Origin of the sequence: Pedobacter sp. SL55 (genome assembly GCF_026625705.1) — a bacterium.
Classification (GTDB): Bacteria; Bacteroidota; Bacteroidia; order Sphingobacteriales; family Sphingobacteriaceae; genus Pedobacter.
This window is the reverse complement of record NZ_CP113059.1, coordinates 3,952,305-3,968,801: the sequence shown is the minus strand read 5'-3', so window position 1 is coordinate 3,968,801 and position 16,497 is coordinate 3,952,305. Positions and strand designations below refer to the sequence as shown.

The window sequence follows — 16,497 nt, the reverse complement described above, 5'->3', positions numbered from 1 at the left end:
CCAGTTTTAAGGTTTTGTAATCGTTTCCATCAATATCACCTAATAACAATAGTTCTCTTGCCCTTGTAAGCTTATTGTTGTTTTCTGTAAGCTGTTTGGCCAGATAGGTTTTATATTCTTTGTTTTCCAAGGTATCACTTGCGTATTCATCCAAAATAACCATTTTGAATAACTCGGCAGTTTTTGCATTTAAGCTATAGTCATCCAAAAATTGAACAAACTGTTTATTGACTAATTCTGCTTTGTACCTGCATCCACATTTAGATGAGCAGTGGTAATAATAATAGTAATTGTTCCTTCCTTTGGAAGCACTTCCACAGAGTGTTCGATCACAACGGGAACATGCGAGAAAACCTTTTAATGGAAGATTATCATCAGAAAGAATCTTCGTCTTGATGGTTCTTTTTTTACCATCTAGTATATCTTGTACATCAAAGAATAACGAAGCCGAAATTATAGGTTGATGTAGCCCTCTTACCAATCGGACTTCTTCATCTTTATATTTGGGGACAAGAATCTCTCCGCAATAGATTGGGTTTCGAATACAACGAAGAAAATTATTCTTACTACAAATCAAGCCATTTTCAACTGCTTTATTGAATATCTGTTCGCTAGAATATTTTTCCTTGGCAATTTCCTTGAACGCCCACTCCATCAATTTTGCCTGTTCGCCATCTGGAGCGATATATTTTCTTCCGTTTTCCGATGTCAGGTTAACGTAGCCAACAGGAGCAAGACCAGGCCATCTGCCTTCTTTTCTTGCTCTTCTCATGCCATAAAAGGTATTTAGCCCTCTTCTATCATTCTCAATTTCTGGAGCCGTGAGATAGATTGCAAGCATCATTTTGTTCTCAGGAACCGACATATCTAGTGGCTGTTCTATTGCCTGTGGTTCGACACCGTATGATTTGAGTTTACTGATCATATTATACGCATCAGGAGCATTACGGCTGAACCGGTCCCATTTAGTGAATAGTACCAAGTCGGATTTGTTCTTTTGTTTACGCAATAAGGTTAATAACTTTTCCCAAGCTGGCCGATGGAAAGTTTTTGCAGAATGGTCTTCATAGATTACCTTTCTTACGGTAATGTGCCCAGTTTGGCAATACTTCCTTAGTCTTTCTTCTTGGTCACGTTGAGAATATCCCTTGTCGGCCTGTTCGTCAGTGCTTACTCTTATGTATAAATCGGCAATTTTCATTTCTTAAAGTTTTGATCGACAATCAATTTAGCAATAAAATACATCAGTTCGAGCATCTCTTCGGCATCTTTTTTATCTATACTTATACCATTCTTTAATAAGATTTCCATTGCTTTTTCTGGTGTGATATTTCTCTCTCGATTTAATGTGTTCCTCATCTGAATATGGAGTTAAAGGAACAATTATGAAAATTGAGGGTTGGTTATAATGAGTAATTTTGGTATATCCCTAATGACGGAAGATGCTCTTTAACTATTGACAATGAAAAATTTAATTTTTATTATTGCATAAGCTTTTGGCAAGCTAGCCCGTTCGTGCAAAGAAATATTCAGCCAATTAATTGTTTAATAATGCAAACCTGCCTGCTTATTATCCAACCAAGATTACGAACGCAAATACATAGGATAATAAAGTGGGTCTAAACAGGAATGTGTTATGACACCTATTGAGTACTTAAAACTCCAAGCAAAAAATCTTTACAAAGATTTCAAAACCCAAACTTCTTCATTTGATCCCAAACTGCAGCGTAAAGTTTACCAGTATGATCCAAAGTTTTTCAAGATTGAACTGCTCGTAGATGACTTCGAGATTAATGAAGAAAAGTTCAAGTTGGGAAATGCCCAGCATGTGATTGCGAAATTATGCGGACTGGAAAAATGGACTGACTTATTAAAGGCATCACCAGCCAAAGTTGAATTATCAGTGCTATTGTACACTAACATGGACAAGTGTGAAGTGCGTGACTGGGATCAATATATCACAAATATCGAAACAGAGAATGACGTAAGGCTTGATGATGATTTTAAAGTACAAATCTTTAATGAAGGATTTTTAAAATGGCAAGAAGACGTTCATTACGAAGATTATCGACTGACAAGAGACGATGAAGATGAAATTGAATGGGAAAATGATGAACCAATGTCGAGCGACCCTGACGAATGTACCGAACAAATCATTTCGCTCCCTATATGTGAAGAGTACAGGGAAGAATTTATCAAAGAAGCTCAGTGGTCATTCGAGCGTATTTTTAATCGTATTGAACCCGAACATCCTGAGCAAACACGCAAATTATGGGATGCTGGGAAATACATTGACGAACAACTTTTAAGACCGGATATGTTACCAATTAGCAAGGACTATGCCTTATCGTTAATTGATGCTTTTTTGGTTGGTTACGTTATCCAGTTGGCAGCTCAAGCTGATGATGAAGCGGAAAATGCCAATTGAATGGTTAACAATTAAGTCAAACACGGTTAGCAACTCGATGCTACCGTGTCTTTTAATAGCAAAAAGCTAGAAAGATTATTAGGAATTTTTTTAAGAATCTCTTTTATAATTTCTGGTAACTCTCCAAGTAGGTAAAATTACAGTAACTAGTCCCCCTTGCTTTCGATATCAGCTTAGTAAGCTCTTAGATTATCTTTCCAAAATTTTTAGTTATGTAAATAGAGAGCCTAGCACAAAGATTTCATTCAGAAATATCACTGGCAATGCTATCATTTTCATGATAAAATCTTATTGAATTTAATTGATTACAACACATTTTCCTGAATTAATATCTTTTTCCAATCGTTTAAACTTCTCAGTGACCATTCTTCCATTGGTATAACGAACTTTAACTAATCCGTTTTTCGAATAGGACGGAGTTTTTACTTTTGATAGTTCCGGAATTGACGGGAAAACAATTGTTGTTGCATCATGAATAATTTTATCTAGCATAAATTTCGGTAGAAAGTTGCTCTGCTGATTTATAACGCCACTGTCCTCGGAAAGTGCCAAGATTTCCTTGGCTCGTCTAAACACATTTGGCCTATCGTTTTTGTAAGCATAAATAATTAGCTCCAGATGATAAATTGGAAAATAGTTTATCCAAACTTCCTTAGCGACATAAGTTTTTAACGCGTTGACGAGTTGTGCATAATAGAGAGCCTCATCGTAACGATTCTGCTTATGAAGTCCTTGAATAGCATTGACAAATATTTCCATATCTAAAAAGTCCAGTTGATGGAATCTTTCCACTACAATTAAATTAAGGTATTCAATATGATTATTCAAATTAGATTCATCATCCTCAGAATAGGCTAGAGCTTTCAATATTGCAGATTGAGTAACGGATAGAGTTTTAAATATTGGGTCTCGTTTGGTCAATTTATAAAGTTTATCAAAGAAAGAATGTGCTAAGGGCAGGCTTTCTTTCGAATTTGTTAACGATAAACCAAAATCATATAACATCAATGAGGCATCTGTTGCTCCAACTAGTTTAATTTTAGGTAATAATTTTCTAAAAAGATTATCATGGTTTATAAAAGTAAACAAAGCTAAATCTCTGAAATCATTTATGCTAAAACGAGTTGGGTCTTCGGGGTCGAACTCAAATATTGGCTTGTCTTCTTCAAGGACGTATGAAATCACGTCATTTATTAATTCTAAAGCCAATACTTCCTTTTCAACTATTTTTGATAGTTTTAACTTTATTACAGGTTTTGCACTTTCACTTGAATTCTCAATGGCCCTTTCATAATTTTCAATTGCTAACGACAATTTGCCAGTTTTAAACTGTATTTGTGCAAGGTTAAAATATGCAATTGAAAAGATCTCGGCTTTAGATTTTTCACTTAGTTTGGATGAAGATATTTTGTTTCCGCTCAATATGTCCTCATAAATTTCGTATGCTTGCTGTTCTTTTAAACTATCTCCAGTGTCTAATGAAAAAGTACAGTAGTTTAATAAGGATCTAATATAAATTTCATCGGTACGACCACTATCAATGATTATTTTTAGATTGGTTAAGCAAGAATCTAAATCGCCTAGATAATGTTGAAGGATCGACTTAAGATGCAAAACCGTATAGAACATCTTTGCATTATCTACAATTTCAAAGTTAGTCTCAGATAAATACTTGAGCGCTTCACCAAACTCTGCCAGACGGTAAGCTGAATACCCCATTTGATAATAATAAACATTCTTTATCTCATCATCAAATTCATTTTCTTCAAGATATAGTTTAAAATAATTTAGTGTTTCTTGGAAATTCTGCTTATTATAAAACTCCTGAGCCTGTACAATAAGATCGTTCTCTTCATTTTGCAATGATTTAATCCAGTCTAAACTTACACTTTCCTGAATAATCTTATTCTTAATAACAATTTTTGACTCTTCATAGTTAATAATACCAGAGAGATATAATTTGCTTTTCGTTTTATCTGAAATAGTTTGCGCCTTATTAAAAAAAAGTTCAATAAGAGCATTCCTTATTTCCCGGTCGTTCTTGGCTAATTCTCGAATGTTGTCGATAGGTGGCTGTTCATATGTCGTTAAGTATAAGTTTCTAACTATTTTATCTACACCATCTATACTGGTACCAACACTATTTAATTGATCTTCAATTTCACTACAAAGGTCCCAAGTTATACGTGGGTTACCACTAGTCCAATAAAAAATTCTTTGTATTATTTCTTCATCTAAATTTAGTTTTGCTTGTTTTAAAAACAATCGAAATTCTTCAAACGAAAAATCATTAAGATAAATTTTTTGGCCAATATTAAACGGTGAAATTTTAGGATCTTTAATGATTTCCTTGGGTTCAACAACCCCAGAAAGTATATAAGATAAGCGAGCTAATTCAGGATAATTTACTCGAGAGAAATAAATACTTCTGATTTGCGCGAAAATCTGATCTGAATAATTGGTTTTCGTAAGTGCATCGATTTCATCCAAAATAATTATTAATTTTCCAGGGATTGAATCAAGTACCATTCTAAGTTCATTTAAATGGCGTTTATGAGCTGGAATATGTTTTGAATTGCCTCTTTGCTCCAATACCTTTTCATGGAGAGAACTAAATCTGGAGCTATTAATTTCTAAAGCAGTATCTATTATGTTTTCAAAACAATCAGAAAGGCTCTCGAAAGGATTAGATAAGTCTATATAAATAAAAACATCCGCATTAGTTTCTAAATTTCGTTTAGCATTTAATAAAAGATTAGTCTTGCCCATTTGCCTCGAGACGAGTACATAACCAGGCCTTCCCATATCTTCAATTATGCTTTCTACTTGTCTATCTGCATCCCTTTTTACATAAAGTTCAGAGGGGATTATAGTGAAGGGTTTTAATACCTTGCTCATATCTTAATTGAGAAATAATTCTGTTTTTGTATCTATAATTGTTGCCATGATTTTACTTTCGGAAAAGTTATTTTGGAAAATTAGATTTCTAAAAAACTTTTTAATGAATCTTGGAGAACCTTCAGACGTTCTTAGTAAATCAAGTTTTGCTTGTGGTGAAAGAGAAATTCCACAATGTGTCTCTATTAATTGAATGAGTTTAGAACAATCTTCATCTAACCAATTTTCCAGCTTTACAAATTTCATCAATGTGTATACTTTTTGATTAAATGGCTGGATACTCGATGTTGGATCATCGATCGATGATAAAACAAACCGGATACCTTCCAGGCCGGTGTGAGATGTATTCGCAATTAATAAAGAATATATAGCTTTGGCGAATTCCTTGTGTCCTTGATCATCAAGAGGGATCTCTTCAATAAATACTACATATTTCTTGTTGGAAAAGTTCTTTTTAAAACACTTGATATCCGCTTAAGTGTCAAAATTAAAGTCTCAAATTTTTCTACAGTTGAAGAGTTTTCCAGCTTTGTTACAAGTTCGACATAGATTTCGTAAAACATAGCCTCAACATCCTGCCCGAAACATAATGCTAAATTTATCTGAATATAATCAATGCCAATTGTCGACAAGTTTCGAGAAATCAATGTAGACTTTCCTGACCCTGAAATTCCATAAACCCAAGCTCCCAAATGAAGAATGTTATTTTGAAATTCTTTATCAATATAGCGTTCAATGTAATAATCCTCCTTTGAATTATCATAAACATCAAACAAAACTTCCTTAAATGATGATGTAGGAAGTAAATTTTTATTTTTAGCGTCTGAACCAATAGGCTTGACACCAAATTCCGAAAAAGCACTATCCGAATTAAATAATTGCGAGATAAGACCTATTGCTGCTTGGACAGCAATAGTTTGACGTGCTTCCTTGTCTTCACCCTTATTACCATCTGCGAAATCACAAATACCTTTAACTAAAATGCACGGTGACCTGCCATCACAGGCAGCATAAACCCCAGCTCCTTCCATTTCTCCACCTAATGCAGTATTATATTTAGAAACTAGCTCATCTCTATATTGCTTATTATCTATTAGTTCTTCTCCAGATAGCACAAGACAATAACTCACTTCGGAAATGGAATTATCGCTTACCGAAAATTTCCAATTTTTTATGTTTTTTAAACGATTTAGTAGTGTTTTGTTAGATGGCATAGCATAGGCTCTTTGCACTTCGGAATCACTACTAACTCGTTTGTTGTTATATGGCTGAATAGCTTCAGCTACTAAAACGTCACCAATCTTTTGTTTTTTATCATTAATGCCAAAAGCTATACCTGGCATTATTACAGCACCAGCTTTAATAATATGGAGTATTCCAGAAACAGTAATTATAGAACTCTCTCTAGAAATGGAACCCATTCCACATTGAATATGAGCAATTTTATATTTTCCGAAATTCCCTAAATAAAATGTTAAACTTTCATTGTAAACCTGTAGAATTTTGTCAAAACCATTTAGCGGTGTAATCTGCTTGTGTAGTTCCCTAGTTTCTAAATCGGTAGCAGTGACTAGTAAAATAATGTCAGAAGCGATTAGGTTTTCAATAGAGTTAAAATGTATTTCTTGATATTCTATATTGGACATTGGCTTATTCTCATTGGATTTGAAAGCATTATTAGTTTTTTGGTTAGCTTCAAATTTATCATAATAAATTTAAATACTGTCATAAGAGTTTCCCACAATAGTTTTGTTTTCAATCTGATAGTTCAACTTGCTATTATTTTAAATAATTCAAATTTTAGTTAATGTAGTTTCTTGCTAAAAGCGTTGGTATATTCCATTCCGACCCAACTGACCCCATTACTTTTTTCCAAATTTGCTGTTATTCAATTTCAAATATGAAAAGTACAGCACAACCACCCACAATTCCATTGTTTATCCGCACTGCTTCGGCCTTCTTGCAGTGTCCTTTTTCCTTAGAAAAAAAGGAGCAAGCGGAAGTTAGGCAGAGCCTTACTTTCTGTCCCCACGCTACTGCTACGTGGTTTCAAGAATTCTCCGGGAATTCTTTGGCCTTTAGCAAAGGCATCAAACCACAAAAACAGAATTCCCTTCTGAATTCCGAAAGCAAATAACCACACATGGAACAGGAAAATGTAAACACGGTAAAATACCCCGCACAGCTCGATCTCAAGTTCGCAAAAGTGGCCTTGTCCCTAGGACTGACCAAACGTGAGCTGTTCGTCAAGATGGTGGAATATTTCTACCGTACCAAAAAAGACCCTTCGGATATCAACGATGAACTGATGAAAAACACCTTGGCCAAAAACCATAAAGCCTACACCAGTTTCATTAAGGCACAGGAAAACCTATTGCTCATCCCCATGAAGGAAAGCATGGACAGGATGATCACAAACCAAAAGGAAATCGTCAAATACTTTAACGAGCAGGTCATCAACGCCAACAAAACTATCATCAAAAACCTGAACACTACCGAAAACCTAATAACCAAATCCTTACAGGACAAAGACAAACTTAAGGCCTTGTTCCTGCAGATCCTAAACTACTATATCAAAAGCCGTGAGGAACTGGGCACTTTCAAAACAAGGGAAAAAGAGGAATTGGTAGATACCGTTCGCAACCAGATCAAAAACCTGTAAGCCATGTACATCAACATCACAGATAGCGAAATGGGAAACAATAGGGGAAGCAGGGTACGCTGGTACATTACCTTGATAAGGAGAACAGGCTTTTCAAATCCGAAGAACCCACACTTTGGTTCAATGGGAACAGTAAAACTGTCCAGTCCTATGAGGTCAAGAACAAGATCGATCATAACATAGCCAAATTGTGCAGAGATGATGCCAAATTCTTTCTGGTCAACATCAGCCCCAGCCAAAAGGAGATTGCCCACTTAAAGGAACTTTATGGAGAAGATGGGGCTAGGGAAAAGTTAAGCGAATATGCCGTAAAGATCATGGATGAATATGCCAGGAATTTCAAAAAAGATGCTATCCAATCCAATGCTGATCTGTTGTGGTTCGGCAAACTGGAAAACCACCGCTATTACTCCCATAAGGACAAAGAAGTGAAAAGTGGGCAGGTCATGCGTGGAACGGTAAAACCTGGCGAGCAGATGCACGTTCAGGTGATCGTGAGCCGAAAGGACATCGCCAATAAAATCAGGCTAAGTCCAATGAACAAATCTAGGGGCAAGAATGCGGAACACTCCAAGAAACTGGGCCAGTTTGACAGGGTGGCTTTTAAGAATTCTGGTGAAAGGGTGTTCGATCAGCAATTTGATTTCCAGCGGCCGATCAGCGAAACCTTCAATCACGCCAATGCGAGCGCAAAGGGGCTAAGGGAAAGGCTGGACTTGCGGGCATCTGCCATTAAATCTACTCCAAAGCAAAAGCTTGAAGAACCAAAACAGGAAAGCCAGCACAGCTACCTTCCACCACCTGAACCCACCAATTACCTCGGATTGTTACTGGAAAAACAGGATGCCGAGCCATTGGGCACCGGACTGAAAAAAAGGAAAAAGCGCAGGAAAAACAGGGAGAACGAACAGGGATTAAGTATGTAAAAAAATATTAATATGAACACCGGAGAGGATATTCAGGGACTTAGAAAGATAACCGATTTTACGAGGCTGATCAGTATATTCTTACTGGCCATCCATTTTTACCTATGCTGCTACCAGGCTTTCAAGGCTTGGGGATGGACAGCGGAAATCACCGACAGGCTGATTGCCAATATTGCAAGAACGGGATTGTTCCGAGGGATAATGATACCCAAACTATCGGCCCTGCTCATGCTCATTATCTCCCTTGTTGCCGTAAAGGGCAGAAAGGATGAAAAAATACAAAAGAATGCCATTGTTGCCTACCTGCTGACGGGACTGCTATTGTATTTCATTAGTACATTGTGTTTTTATCTATACGCACCTGCACAGATTGTAGCTGTATTATATATGGCAATAACCTCTATTGGATACCTGCTCATCCTCACGGGTGGTGCGATGTTGTCTAGGTTGATCAATAACGGTCTGAGCAAGGATGTATTCAATTCGGAGAACGAAACCTTTCCGCAAGAGGAGCGGTTGTTGGAGAATGAATACTCCATCAACTTGCCTGCTAAATATCGATTGAGGAACAAGGTCAGGAACAGTTGGATAAATGTGATCAATCCCTTTAGGGGAATTCTGGTGGCAGGAACGCCGGGCGCAGGTAAGACCTATTTTGTGATCCGGCACATCATCGACCAGCATATCAAAAAAGGTTTTTCAATGTTCATCTATGATTTCAAGTTCGATGACCTGTCCAAGATCGCCTATAACAAGCTATTGAAATATCACAGGAACTATAAGGTAAGGCCAAAGTTCTATGCCATCGACCTTGAAAATCCAAAGCACCGTTGTAACCCCTTATCGCCAGAGGGCATGGAAGATATTACCGATGCGGCGGAAGCCTCGAGAACGATCATGCTCGGACTGAACAGGGACTGGATCAAAAAACAGGGCGATTTCTTTGTAGAGAGTGCGGTCAACTTTGTGACGGCCGTCATCTGGTACCTGAGAAAATATAAGGAAGGAAAATACTGTACGCTGCCACACCTGATCGAGCTGATCCAGTTTGATTATGACCCTTTGTTCGCCATACTGAAGGAAGAGGAAGAGATCATTCCGCTCATCAATCCCTTTATATCCGCCTTGCAGCGGAAGGCGATGCCACAATTGGAGGGACAGATTGCCTCGGCCAAGATCGGACTGGCAAGGTTGTCTTCGCCACAATTGTATTATGTACTCAGCGGTAATGATTTTACCCTTGACCTGAGCAATCCAAAGGAGCCCAAGATCATTTGCGTGGGCAATAACCCGCAGAAGTTGCAGGTCTATGGAGCGGTATTGTCGCTTTACATTTCTAGGGTGATCAAGCTAGTGAATAGGAAAGGCCAGTTAAAAAGTAGCCTGATCTTCGATGAATTTCCGACTATATTCTTTAACAATATGGACAGTCTGATCGCTACGGCAAGGAGTAATAAGGTTTCTACGACCATTGCGGTGCAGTCTACCTGTGTGCTTCCCTAAATTTCGTACCAATCAAAAATAGAATTTATTGGCATAATTTGTATTCTATTGGTGTTTTATTTTTGAGTGCTCTATGTGGCCTACTATAGTTATAGTCATTCATCCATTCTTCACTTATTGTTCTTACTTCCTGAATTGATTTAAATACGTAGGCATTTAATATATCCCTTCTGAAAGTTCCGTTTAACCTTTCGATATAAGCATTTTGCGTGGGCTCACCAGGCTGAATGAACACAAGTTGGATCTTATTTTCCTTGCTCCAAATATCCAGTTTTGCACTAATAAATTCTGGCCCGTTGTCAACCCTTATCATTTTGGGATAACCCCTTTGCTGGGCGATTTCTTCCAAACTCCTTATTACCCGTAATGTTGGCAGCGATGTGTCTGTTTCTATCGTTAAAACTTCCCTGTTAAAATCATCAATCACGTTCAATAACCTTATTTTTCTGCCATCCCATAAGCTGTCACTCATAAAATCTATGCTCCAGACCTCGTTGATTTTGCCGGGCTGGAACAAAGCCTGTTTTACCCTTGCTGGCAATCTTTTTTTAGCCCTTCTTCTTATGTTCAGTTTTAGTGCGGTGTAAATCCTGTAGAGTTTTTTATGGTTGATCATTTCCCCTGACTTTCTTATCCGATGGTAGCATTGCCAAAAACCTATGCTTACGTGCTTTTCTGTCAAACCATTTAATAGTTCAATGTACTTGTCATCCTGCTTTATGCGGGCCAAGTAACTGAAGCTGCTTCTTGAGATTTTAATGCTATCACAAGCCTTGCGCTTACTGATCTGATGTTCGACAAGCAGAAAAGTAACAGCTTCTTTTTTATCGCAAGGCGCTAAAGCTTTTTTTCAATCAGATCCTTTAGCGCATCGTTCAAAAGTGCCAGATCGGTATACATCCGTTTCAGCTTGGAGTTTTCTGCCTCAAGTTCCTTTAGGCGTTTGAGATCGTTAATTTCCATCCCGCCATATTTGCTTCGCCATCGATAGAAGGTCTTCTCTGATATGCCGTTTGCTCTGGCAATATCTGTTACCTTAACGCCTTTTTCATGCTGTCTCAATATTGAAACAATCTGTGCCTCTGTAAATTGTGTTGTTTTCATAATTGTTAATTAAAAATAGTGTCTTTTTTCTATTTTTAATCGGACCAATTTCGGGGAAGCATACAACACTATGCTCATAGAAAGTCCTCCAAAGTGTCAATGCTGCTGAAGTATATCCATGGGATAGCAGAATTCCAATTTCATCTGCCATCCTGCACAAGTTACCGTACAGGCAAAGGTGCAGGGTTGTCTTTTTGTCCATGACCTGGCCGTCAAGTGCCAGTCTGATGCGATCATAGATTTGAAAGCAGATATGAATGTAGGCAAAGAAATACAAAAATGGCTTTTTGTGCGCAGAAATGATTTTGGCCTGGGTGCTCCGTGTCATTTGTCTCCACTGCTGTAAATATTGGTTTTTAAAGTCTCGGTCAATCAGGTGTTCTGCTACAGCATCGTAAAGGGTGTCAAAAGCCTTCCCATCTTCGAGATCCAGAAACTCCTGAAATTTTTTTTTCGGAATTTTCATGTCTACCCTGACACTTTCCAGAGATTCATGTATGATCCGATCAAGCCCTTCTATGATTAAGTCACTTACTTTCATATTAATGTTTTCCATAAAGCTATGAAGAACAAAGGTAAATAGCTTGAATGTGGAAAATTTGAATACACTTCAGTTAATTTAGTTTATAAATTGCAACATGATAAACTTGCTAAATAGCTGGATGCCTATAAATTGCCCAGCTTGCAATTTCAGTTTCGAAGTAATGTTGCGAGATATCAGGTTGGAAGAAATCTGCTATTGTCACAACTGTAAAAAATCGATTAAACTGATTGACAACAACGCAAGTTTCCATACAGAAATCAATCAGGCCAACGAAGCCCTAAAAAGCTTGGAAATAGCCATTAAAAAAATGTTTAAATAACTATGTATTACAATCATAATCTGCGTGTTAATCTAAAAGAATGGAGAAATCGTCTCATTAAATCTAGTTTTGACCAATTTGGTAATTCCAATAAATATTTTTTTGATAAGATTAAAGATAATTTGGCGCTGAGTACATTACTGACTACAAGCCGCTTCGTACCTAATCAGGAAACCCTCAATGAGGTCGATGGAGATAATTTCGAAAGATGGTCTTTTGACTGTGAAGAAGAAGAAGCTGTATTCAAATACCATCTTATCATATTTCAAACTGCCAAACCTAAATATAACGCTAACGCACTTCTTTGGGAATTCAGTGACGGACCTAAAAATATGGAGCGCGTCCAACAGTTTGTGGAGGCAATTGTTGATCCAATAGTTAATTATCTTGGAGATAAATTAGATGAAACGAGTTCAGTTTTATATCTGCTGGAACGTTACAAATTACGTTCGGAATGGTTCTTTAAACAAAAGCTGAATGATATATTTCGTTCAAACTCATCGAATGGCGAAAACAAATTAGAGGAAGATCTGCGGTTATTTCTTTTTGACCAAGGAATCGAATATCCATTCTCAACTCCGCTATCGGCATCTGGAAGAGCTGACGTAGTCAGCATGTTGCATACAGAAGATCCTTTAGTATTGGAAATAAAGATCATCGATAAAGAAAAAAATTATGGAGCAGCAAGGATAAAAGGCGGTTTTGCACAAGTTGTTAAATATGCAGATGATTATCACAAAAATCTTGGTTATTTGGTAATCTTCAACTTTGACCATGCCAAAATCGAATTTACTGGAACTGAAAAGGATAATACTTGGCCACAGCGGATAAAGTTCAGGGACAAGATTTTTTATCTCATCACTATTGATCTAAATCTAGCTTTATCAGCGAGTAAAACTGGCACCATAAAAAAGCTGACTATAAGCAGTGAGGAACTCACTTCAACTGTCGCTGAGGTTTGATTTTTAACTTCATAGATTAGTATAATGTCGGGGCGCTGCCAAATGCAATCTTTCCATAGCAGAAAATAAGGGCTAAATAGTGGTGGAAAAATAAAACTTTAAAATTCTTCCCTAATAAAATGGATCAAAGGTTACTGTTAGTGGATTGTTAATCTAGGATTTTAGAAAATCCGCCTATTTCAATCAATTCGTCCACAAAATGGTTCGAATTACGCACCGCCACTGACCCGTAACGGGGGATAAGTCTTAAAATTAAGATTTCCCCCTTTTTTTATGCCATTGTAATTCTTTGTTTTTCAGATAGGTTATGGCTGCGATGCTGTTGAGTTCTATGTTTCGATACCCATCTTTGTCATAAATTATTTTTCCGAAAAAAAATGTCTCTACTAGGTATCTTTTGTCCTCAATTGTGGCTGTTTGATAAAGCTTCGGAAGACTACATAGTGTTTTAATCACATTAATAGCCATAGCTTGAATATTAATTTTAACACTAAATTTCTCTTTAATTGCCGTTAATCGAAGATTTATTACCTGTACCTTATTATCGGAATCTGTTTTAAGGTTTTATAATCGTTTCCGTCAATATCCCCTAACAATAGTTCTGTTGCCCGTGTAAGCTTATTGTTGTTTTCCGTAAGCTGTTTGGCCAGATAAGTTTTATATTCCTTGTTCTCCAAGGTATCGTTCACGTATTCGTCCAAAATAACCATTTTGAAAAGTTTTACTGTCTTTATATTCAATCTGTATTCCTTAAGAAAACATTAAACTCCGTGTTGTTGATTTAGGCCTATAACCGCATTTTGAAGAGCAATGATAATAGAAATAGTAGTAGCTATTTCTCCCCTTCGAAGCTTTTATATGATTAAAAGGCATTGGTAATAGTGAGAGCAGCAGATTAAAAAAGCAAAGAAAAACCCCAAACTTTCTAAGTTAAACAGAAAACTTAATTAGCGCTAGCATGATTTTTTAGGAAGAGAAAATGACGTAAAAAGAAAAAATAACTATTTCGCTATGTAGATTTAGTCTAAATAAGTAATTTTGCTGCATACTCATTAACGTATATTATTGAAATGAAGAAAGTAGTACTCGTTGCCTCTTTATTTTTTGCACTAGCTGCAAAGGCACAAAATAAAAACACATTATTACAAGCAGATTTTTGGAAGCGAAGTCCAAGCATAGAAGCGGTAAAAACAGAAATAGCAAATGGCAACAATGCTTCGCAGTTAGATACAAGAGCGTTTGATGCCACCACATTAGCAATTAACAATAATGCGCCAACAGAAACTATTAAGTTTTTAGTAGCGCAAGCTGGAAATGGAGTAGGTAAAATTACCCACGATAGTCGCATCTATTTACATTGGGCAGCATTAAGGGGTAATGCAGAATTGGTACAGTACCTGATCTCAAAAGGTGCAGATATGCAAGCTCAAGATAGTCACGGGAGTGAACCAATTGTTTTTGCGGTATCGGGCGGACAAAAAAATGTAGCTGTGTACGATGCTTTTGTAAAGGGCGGTATCGATCTTAAAAAGATGTATAAAAATGGCGCAAACTTGCTATTGTTGGGAATAGCAAATGATACCGACTTAACCATTGCCAATTACCTTGTTGCTAAGGGGCTTTCGTTAAAAGATGTAGATAATGATGGCAATACCGCATTTGATTATGCTGCAAAAGGAGGTAATGTGCAGGTACTTAAAAGTTTATTAGCAAAAGGTGTAAAACCAACTAATGGCGCCTTAATTTTTATGTCGCAGGGCGGAAGAGGAACTGCAGCATCTTTAGAAGCTTACCAATATTTGGTAGAAGAACTTAAACTCGATCCAAAATTTGCTAGCAAAAGCGGTAATGTATTGCATAGCATTGTGCGCAAGCCAAATCAGGAAGAAATCATCAAATATTTTTTGGAAAAAGGGGTAGATGTGAACCAAGCCGATGCGGATGGTGTTACTCCTTTAATGAACGCTGCTTCGGGTAAAAACTTAGCGGTAGTACAATGGTTGTGTGCCAAGGTAAAAAATATCAATACAGTAAACGAAGCTGGAGAAACCGCATTAATGCAAGCTGTAGCATCTGGCTCGCCAGAAATAGTTGCGTTTTTGATAGATAAAGGAGCAAATGTAAAAGTCGAAGACCAAGCTGGGCATAATTTAGCCTATCACTTAGTGCAAAATTACCGACCAATGGGTGGCCCCTACGGTGCGAGAGTTCAAGGAGACAAAGACGAATTTATCGAGAAATTGAATATCCTGAAGGCGAGTGGCTTAAATGTAGAGGCGCCTCAAAAAGATGGTAGCACTTTATACCATGCAGCCTTAACCAAAGGCGATTTAGCTTTGCTACAAAAACTGGGCGGACTTAAAATTGACGTCAACGCTAAAAACAAGGAAGGTTTGACGGCACTACATAAAGCGGCTTTAATTTCAAAAGATGATGAAATTTTGAAGTATTTACTTAGTTTAGGTGCCGATAAAACAATGAAAACAGAATTCGATGAAACTGCTTACGACTTGGCTGCCGAAAACGAATTTTTATCGAAAAAGAATATTTCCGTAAACTTCCTTAAAAACTAAAATGAAATCTTTCCTTAAAATATTTGCCTTAGGCTTACTAATTAGTGTTTCGTCGCAAGTTTTGGCACAAACATCAAAATACAAATGTATGTTGCAAATGAATGCCTATAATGGCGAAGAAGCCTATATTGTAGTTTCCTTGATTAATCCGAAAGGTAATTACGAAAAGACGTTGTACATGATGGGTAAAGACAAAAAATGGTACAATGGCTTTAAAGAGTGGTTTAAAATCTTTGGTAAAAATCAAAAATTAGACGCCAAAACAGGTGCATCTATTGGCGGTGGCGATAGAACAATGATTAACCTAGATATTGATGATGTTTTGGTAAACAAGGGCTACAAATTACGTTTCGAATCTTCGGTAGAAGATCAAAAATATTACTTAGATGATGTAGAAATTCCGTTAACCAGCAGCACGCTTGCAGGAAAAACCGATGGCAAAGGCTATATCAAATACATTAGATTTAGCAAAGTACAACCCTAACCTACAAAATGACTTTATCCATTTGGCGTTATGCCCATTTGGCATTGGCATTAATTTCATCGGTTTTTCTAGTAATGGCATCGGTTACTAGGTG

General features: G+C 37.0%; 14 protein-coding genes and 2 pseudogenes. 8 read left to right on the top strand and 8 right to left on the bottom strand.

Annotated elements, in window-relative coordinates:
* Nucleotides 1-421: 421 nt before the first annotated feature.
* A pseudogene (locus tag OVA16_RS17700) lies at nt 422-1,201 on the bottom strand (recombinase family protein); the annotation flags it as partial.
* Nucleotides 1,198-1,359: a hypothetical protein gene (locus tag OVA16_RS17695; protein ID WP_267762185.1), complete on the bottom strand. Its 162-nt coding sequence runs from the start codon at nt 1,357-1,359 to the stop codon at nt 1,198-1,200. The pseudogene OVA16_RS17700 and the gene OVA16_RS17695, both read right to left, overlap by 4 nt.
* 277 nt (nt 1,360-1,636) lie before the next feature.
* Between OVA16_RS17695 and OVA16_RS17690 the strand changes: the two genes are divergently transcribed.
* Complete coding sequence (locus OVA16_RS17690) at nt 1,637-2,428, top strand: hypothetical protein (RefSeq protein ID WP_267762183.1); 792 nt, start codon at nt 1,637-1,639, stop codon at nt 2,426-2,428.
* Between the two features lie 297 nt (nt 2,429-2,725).
* On the opposite strand, the gene OVA16_RS17685 is transcribed toward OVA16_RS17690, so the two are convergent.
* The 3 genes from OVA16_RS17685 to OVA16_RS17675 all read right to left on the bottom strand — a co-directional run bounded on the left by OVA16_RS17685 (nt 2,726) and on the right by OVA16_RS17675 (nt 6,972).
* Entirely contained in the window at nt 2,726-5,326 is a 2,601-nt protein-coding gene (locus tag OVA16_RS17685; protein WP_267762181.1) for an AAA-like domain-containing protein, read from the bottom strand.
* 3 nt (nt 5,327-5,329) lie between these two features.
* Entirely contained in the window at nt 5,330-5,575 is a 246-nt protein-coding gene (locus OVA16_RS17680; RefSeq protein WP_267762179.1) for a hypothetical protein, read from the bottom strand.
* Nucleotides 5,576-5,751: 176 nt separating this feature from the next.
* The gene (locus OVA16_RS17675; RefSeq protein WP_267762178.1) at nt 5,752-6,972 is read right to left on the bottom strand and encodes a hypothetical protein; all 1,221 of its coding nucleotides are present in this window, start codon (nt 6,970-6,972) and stop codon (nt 5,752-5,754) included.
* 497 nt (nt 6,973-7,469) lie between these two features.
* Here OVA16_RS17675 and OVA16_RS17670 point away from each other — a divergent pair, with 497 nt between their 5' ends.
* The 3 genes and pseudogenes from OVA16_RS17670 to OVA16_RS17660 all read left to right on the top strand — a co-directional run.
* The gene (locus tag OVA16_RS17670; protein WP_267762176.1) at nt 7,470-7,988 is read left to right on the top strand and encodes a BfmA/BtgA family mobilization protein; all 519 of its coding nucleotides are present in this window, start codon (nt 7,470-7,472) and stop codon (nt 7,986-7,988) included.
* Between the two features lie 59 nt (nt 7,989-8,047).
* Nucleotides 8,048-8,914 (top strand): DUF5712 family protein, encoded by an 867-nt coding sequence (locus OVA16_RS17665; RefSeq protein WP_267765428.1) that lies wholly within the window; start codon nt 8,048-8,050, stop codon nt 8,912-8,914.
* Nucleotides 8,915-8,926: 12 nt separating this feature from the next.
* Nucleotides 8,927-10,396: pseudogene (locus tag OVA16_RS17660) on the top strand (YWFCY domain-containing protein); the annotation flags it as partial.
* Between the two features lie 46 nt (nt 10,397-10,442).
* Here the strand turns inward: OVA16_RS17660 and OVA16_RS17655 are convergent.
* Both OVA16_RS17655 and OVA16_RS17650 read right to left on the bottom strand, forming a co-directional pair.
* A protein-coding gene (locus OVA16_RS17655; protein ID WP_267759787.1) for an IS3 family transposase occupies nt 10,443-11,521 on the bottom strand; the annotation gives its coding sequence in 2 pieces (ribosomal slippage) (nt 10,443-11,260 and nt 11,260-11,521; 1,080 coding nt in all).
* Complete coding sequence (locus OVA16_RS17650; protein ID WP_267762174.1) at nt 11,466-12,077, bottom strand: DUF5677 domain-containing protein; 612 nt, start codon at nt 12,075-12,077, stop codon at nt 11,466-11,468. The genes OVA16_RS17655 and OVA16_RS17650 overlap by 56 nt, the downstream gene beginning before the upstream one ends.
* Nucleotides 12,078-12,159: 82 nt before the next feature.
* On the opposite strand from OVA16_RS17650, the gene OVA16_RS17645 reads away from it, so the two are divergent.
* Together OVA16_RS17645 and OVA16_RS17640 are read left to right on the top strand one after the other, a co-directional pair.
* The gene (locus OVA16_RS17645) at nt 12,160-12,384 is read left to right on the top strand and encodes a hypothetical protein (RefSeq protein ID WP_267762173.1); all 225 of its coding nucleotides are present in this window, start codon (nt 12,160-12,162) and stop codon (nt 12,382-12,384) included.
* A 2-nt stretch (nt 12,385-12,386) separates the two neighbouring features.
* Complete coding sequence (locus OVA16_RS17640; RefSeq protein ID WP_267762172.1) at nt 12,387-13,346, top strand: hypothetical protein; 960 nt, start codon at nt 12,387-12,389, stop codon at nt 13,344-13,346.
* A gap of 527 nt (nt 13,347-13,873) precedes the next feature.
* Here the strand turns inward: OVA16_RS17640 and OVA16_RS17635 are convergent.
* A complete protein-coding gene (locus tag OVA16_RS17635) occupies nt 13,874-14,056 on the bottom strand; it encodes a hypothetical protein (protein WP_267762170.1) in 183 nt (60 codons plus the stop codon).
* Between the two features lie 360 nt (nt 14,057-14,416).
* Here OVA16_RS17635 and OVA16_RS17630 point away from each other — a divergent pair, with 360 nt between their 5' ends.
* Together OVA16_RS17630 and OVA16_RS17625 are read left to right on the top strand one after the other, a co-directional pair.
* On the top strand, nt 14,417-15,919 hold the full coding sequence (locus OVA16_RS17630) for an ankyrin repeat domain-containing protein (RefSeq protein ID WP_267762169.1): 1,503 nt from the start codon (nt 14,417-14,419) through the stop codon (nt 15,917-15,919).
* 1 nt (nt 15,920) lies between these two features.
* Complete coding sequence (locus OVA16_RS17625; RefSeq protein ID WP_267762168.1) at nt 15,921-16,403, top strand: DUF2271 domain-containing protein; 483 nt, start codon at nt 15,921-15,923, stop codon at nt 16,401-16,403.
* Nucleotides 16,404-16,497: the final 94 nt, after the last annotated feature.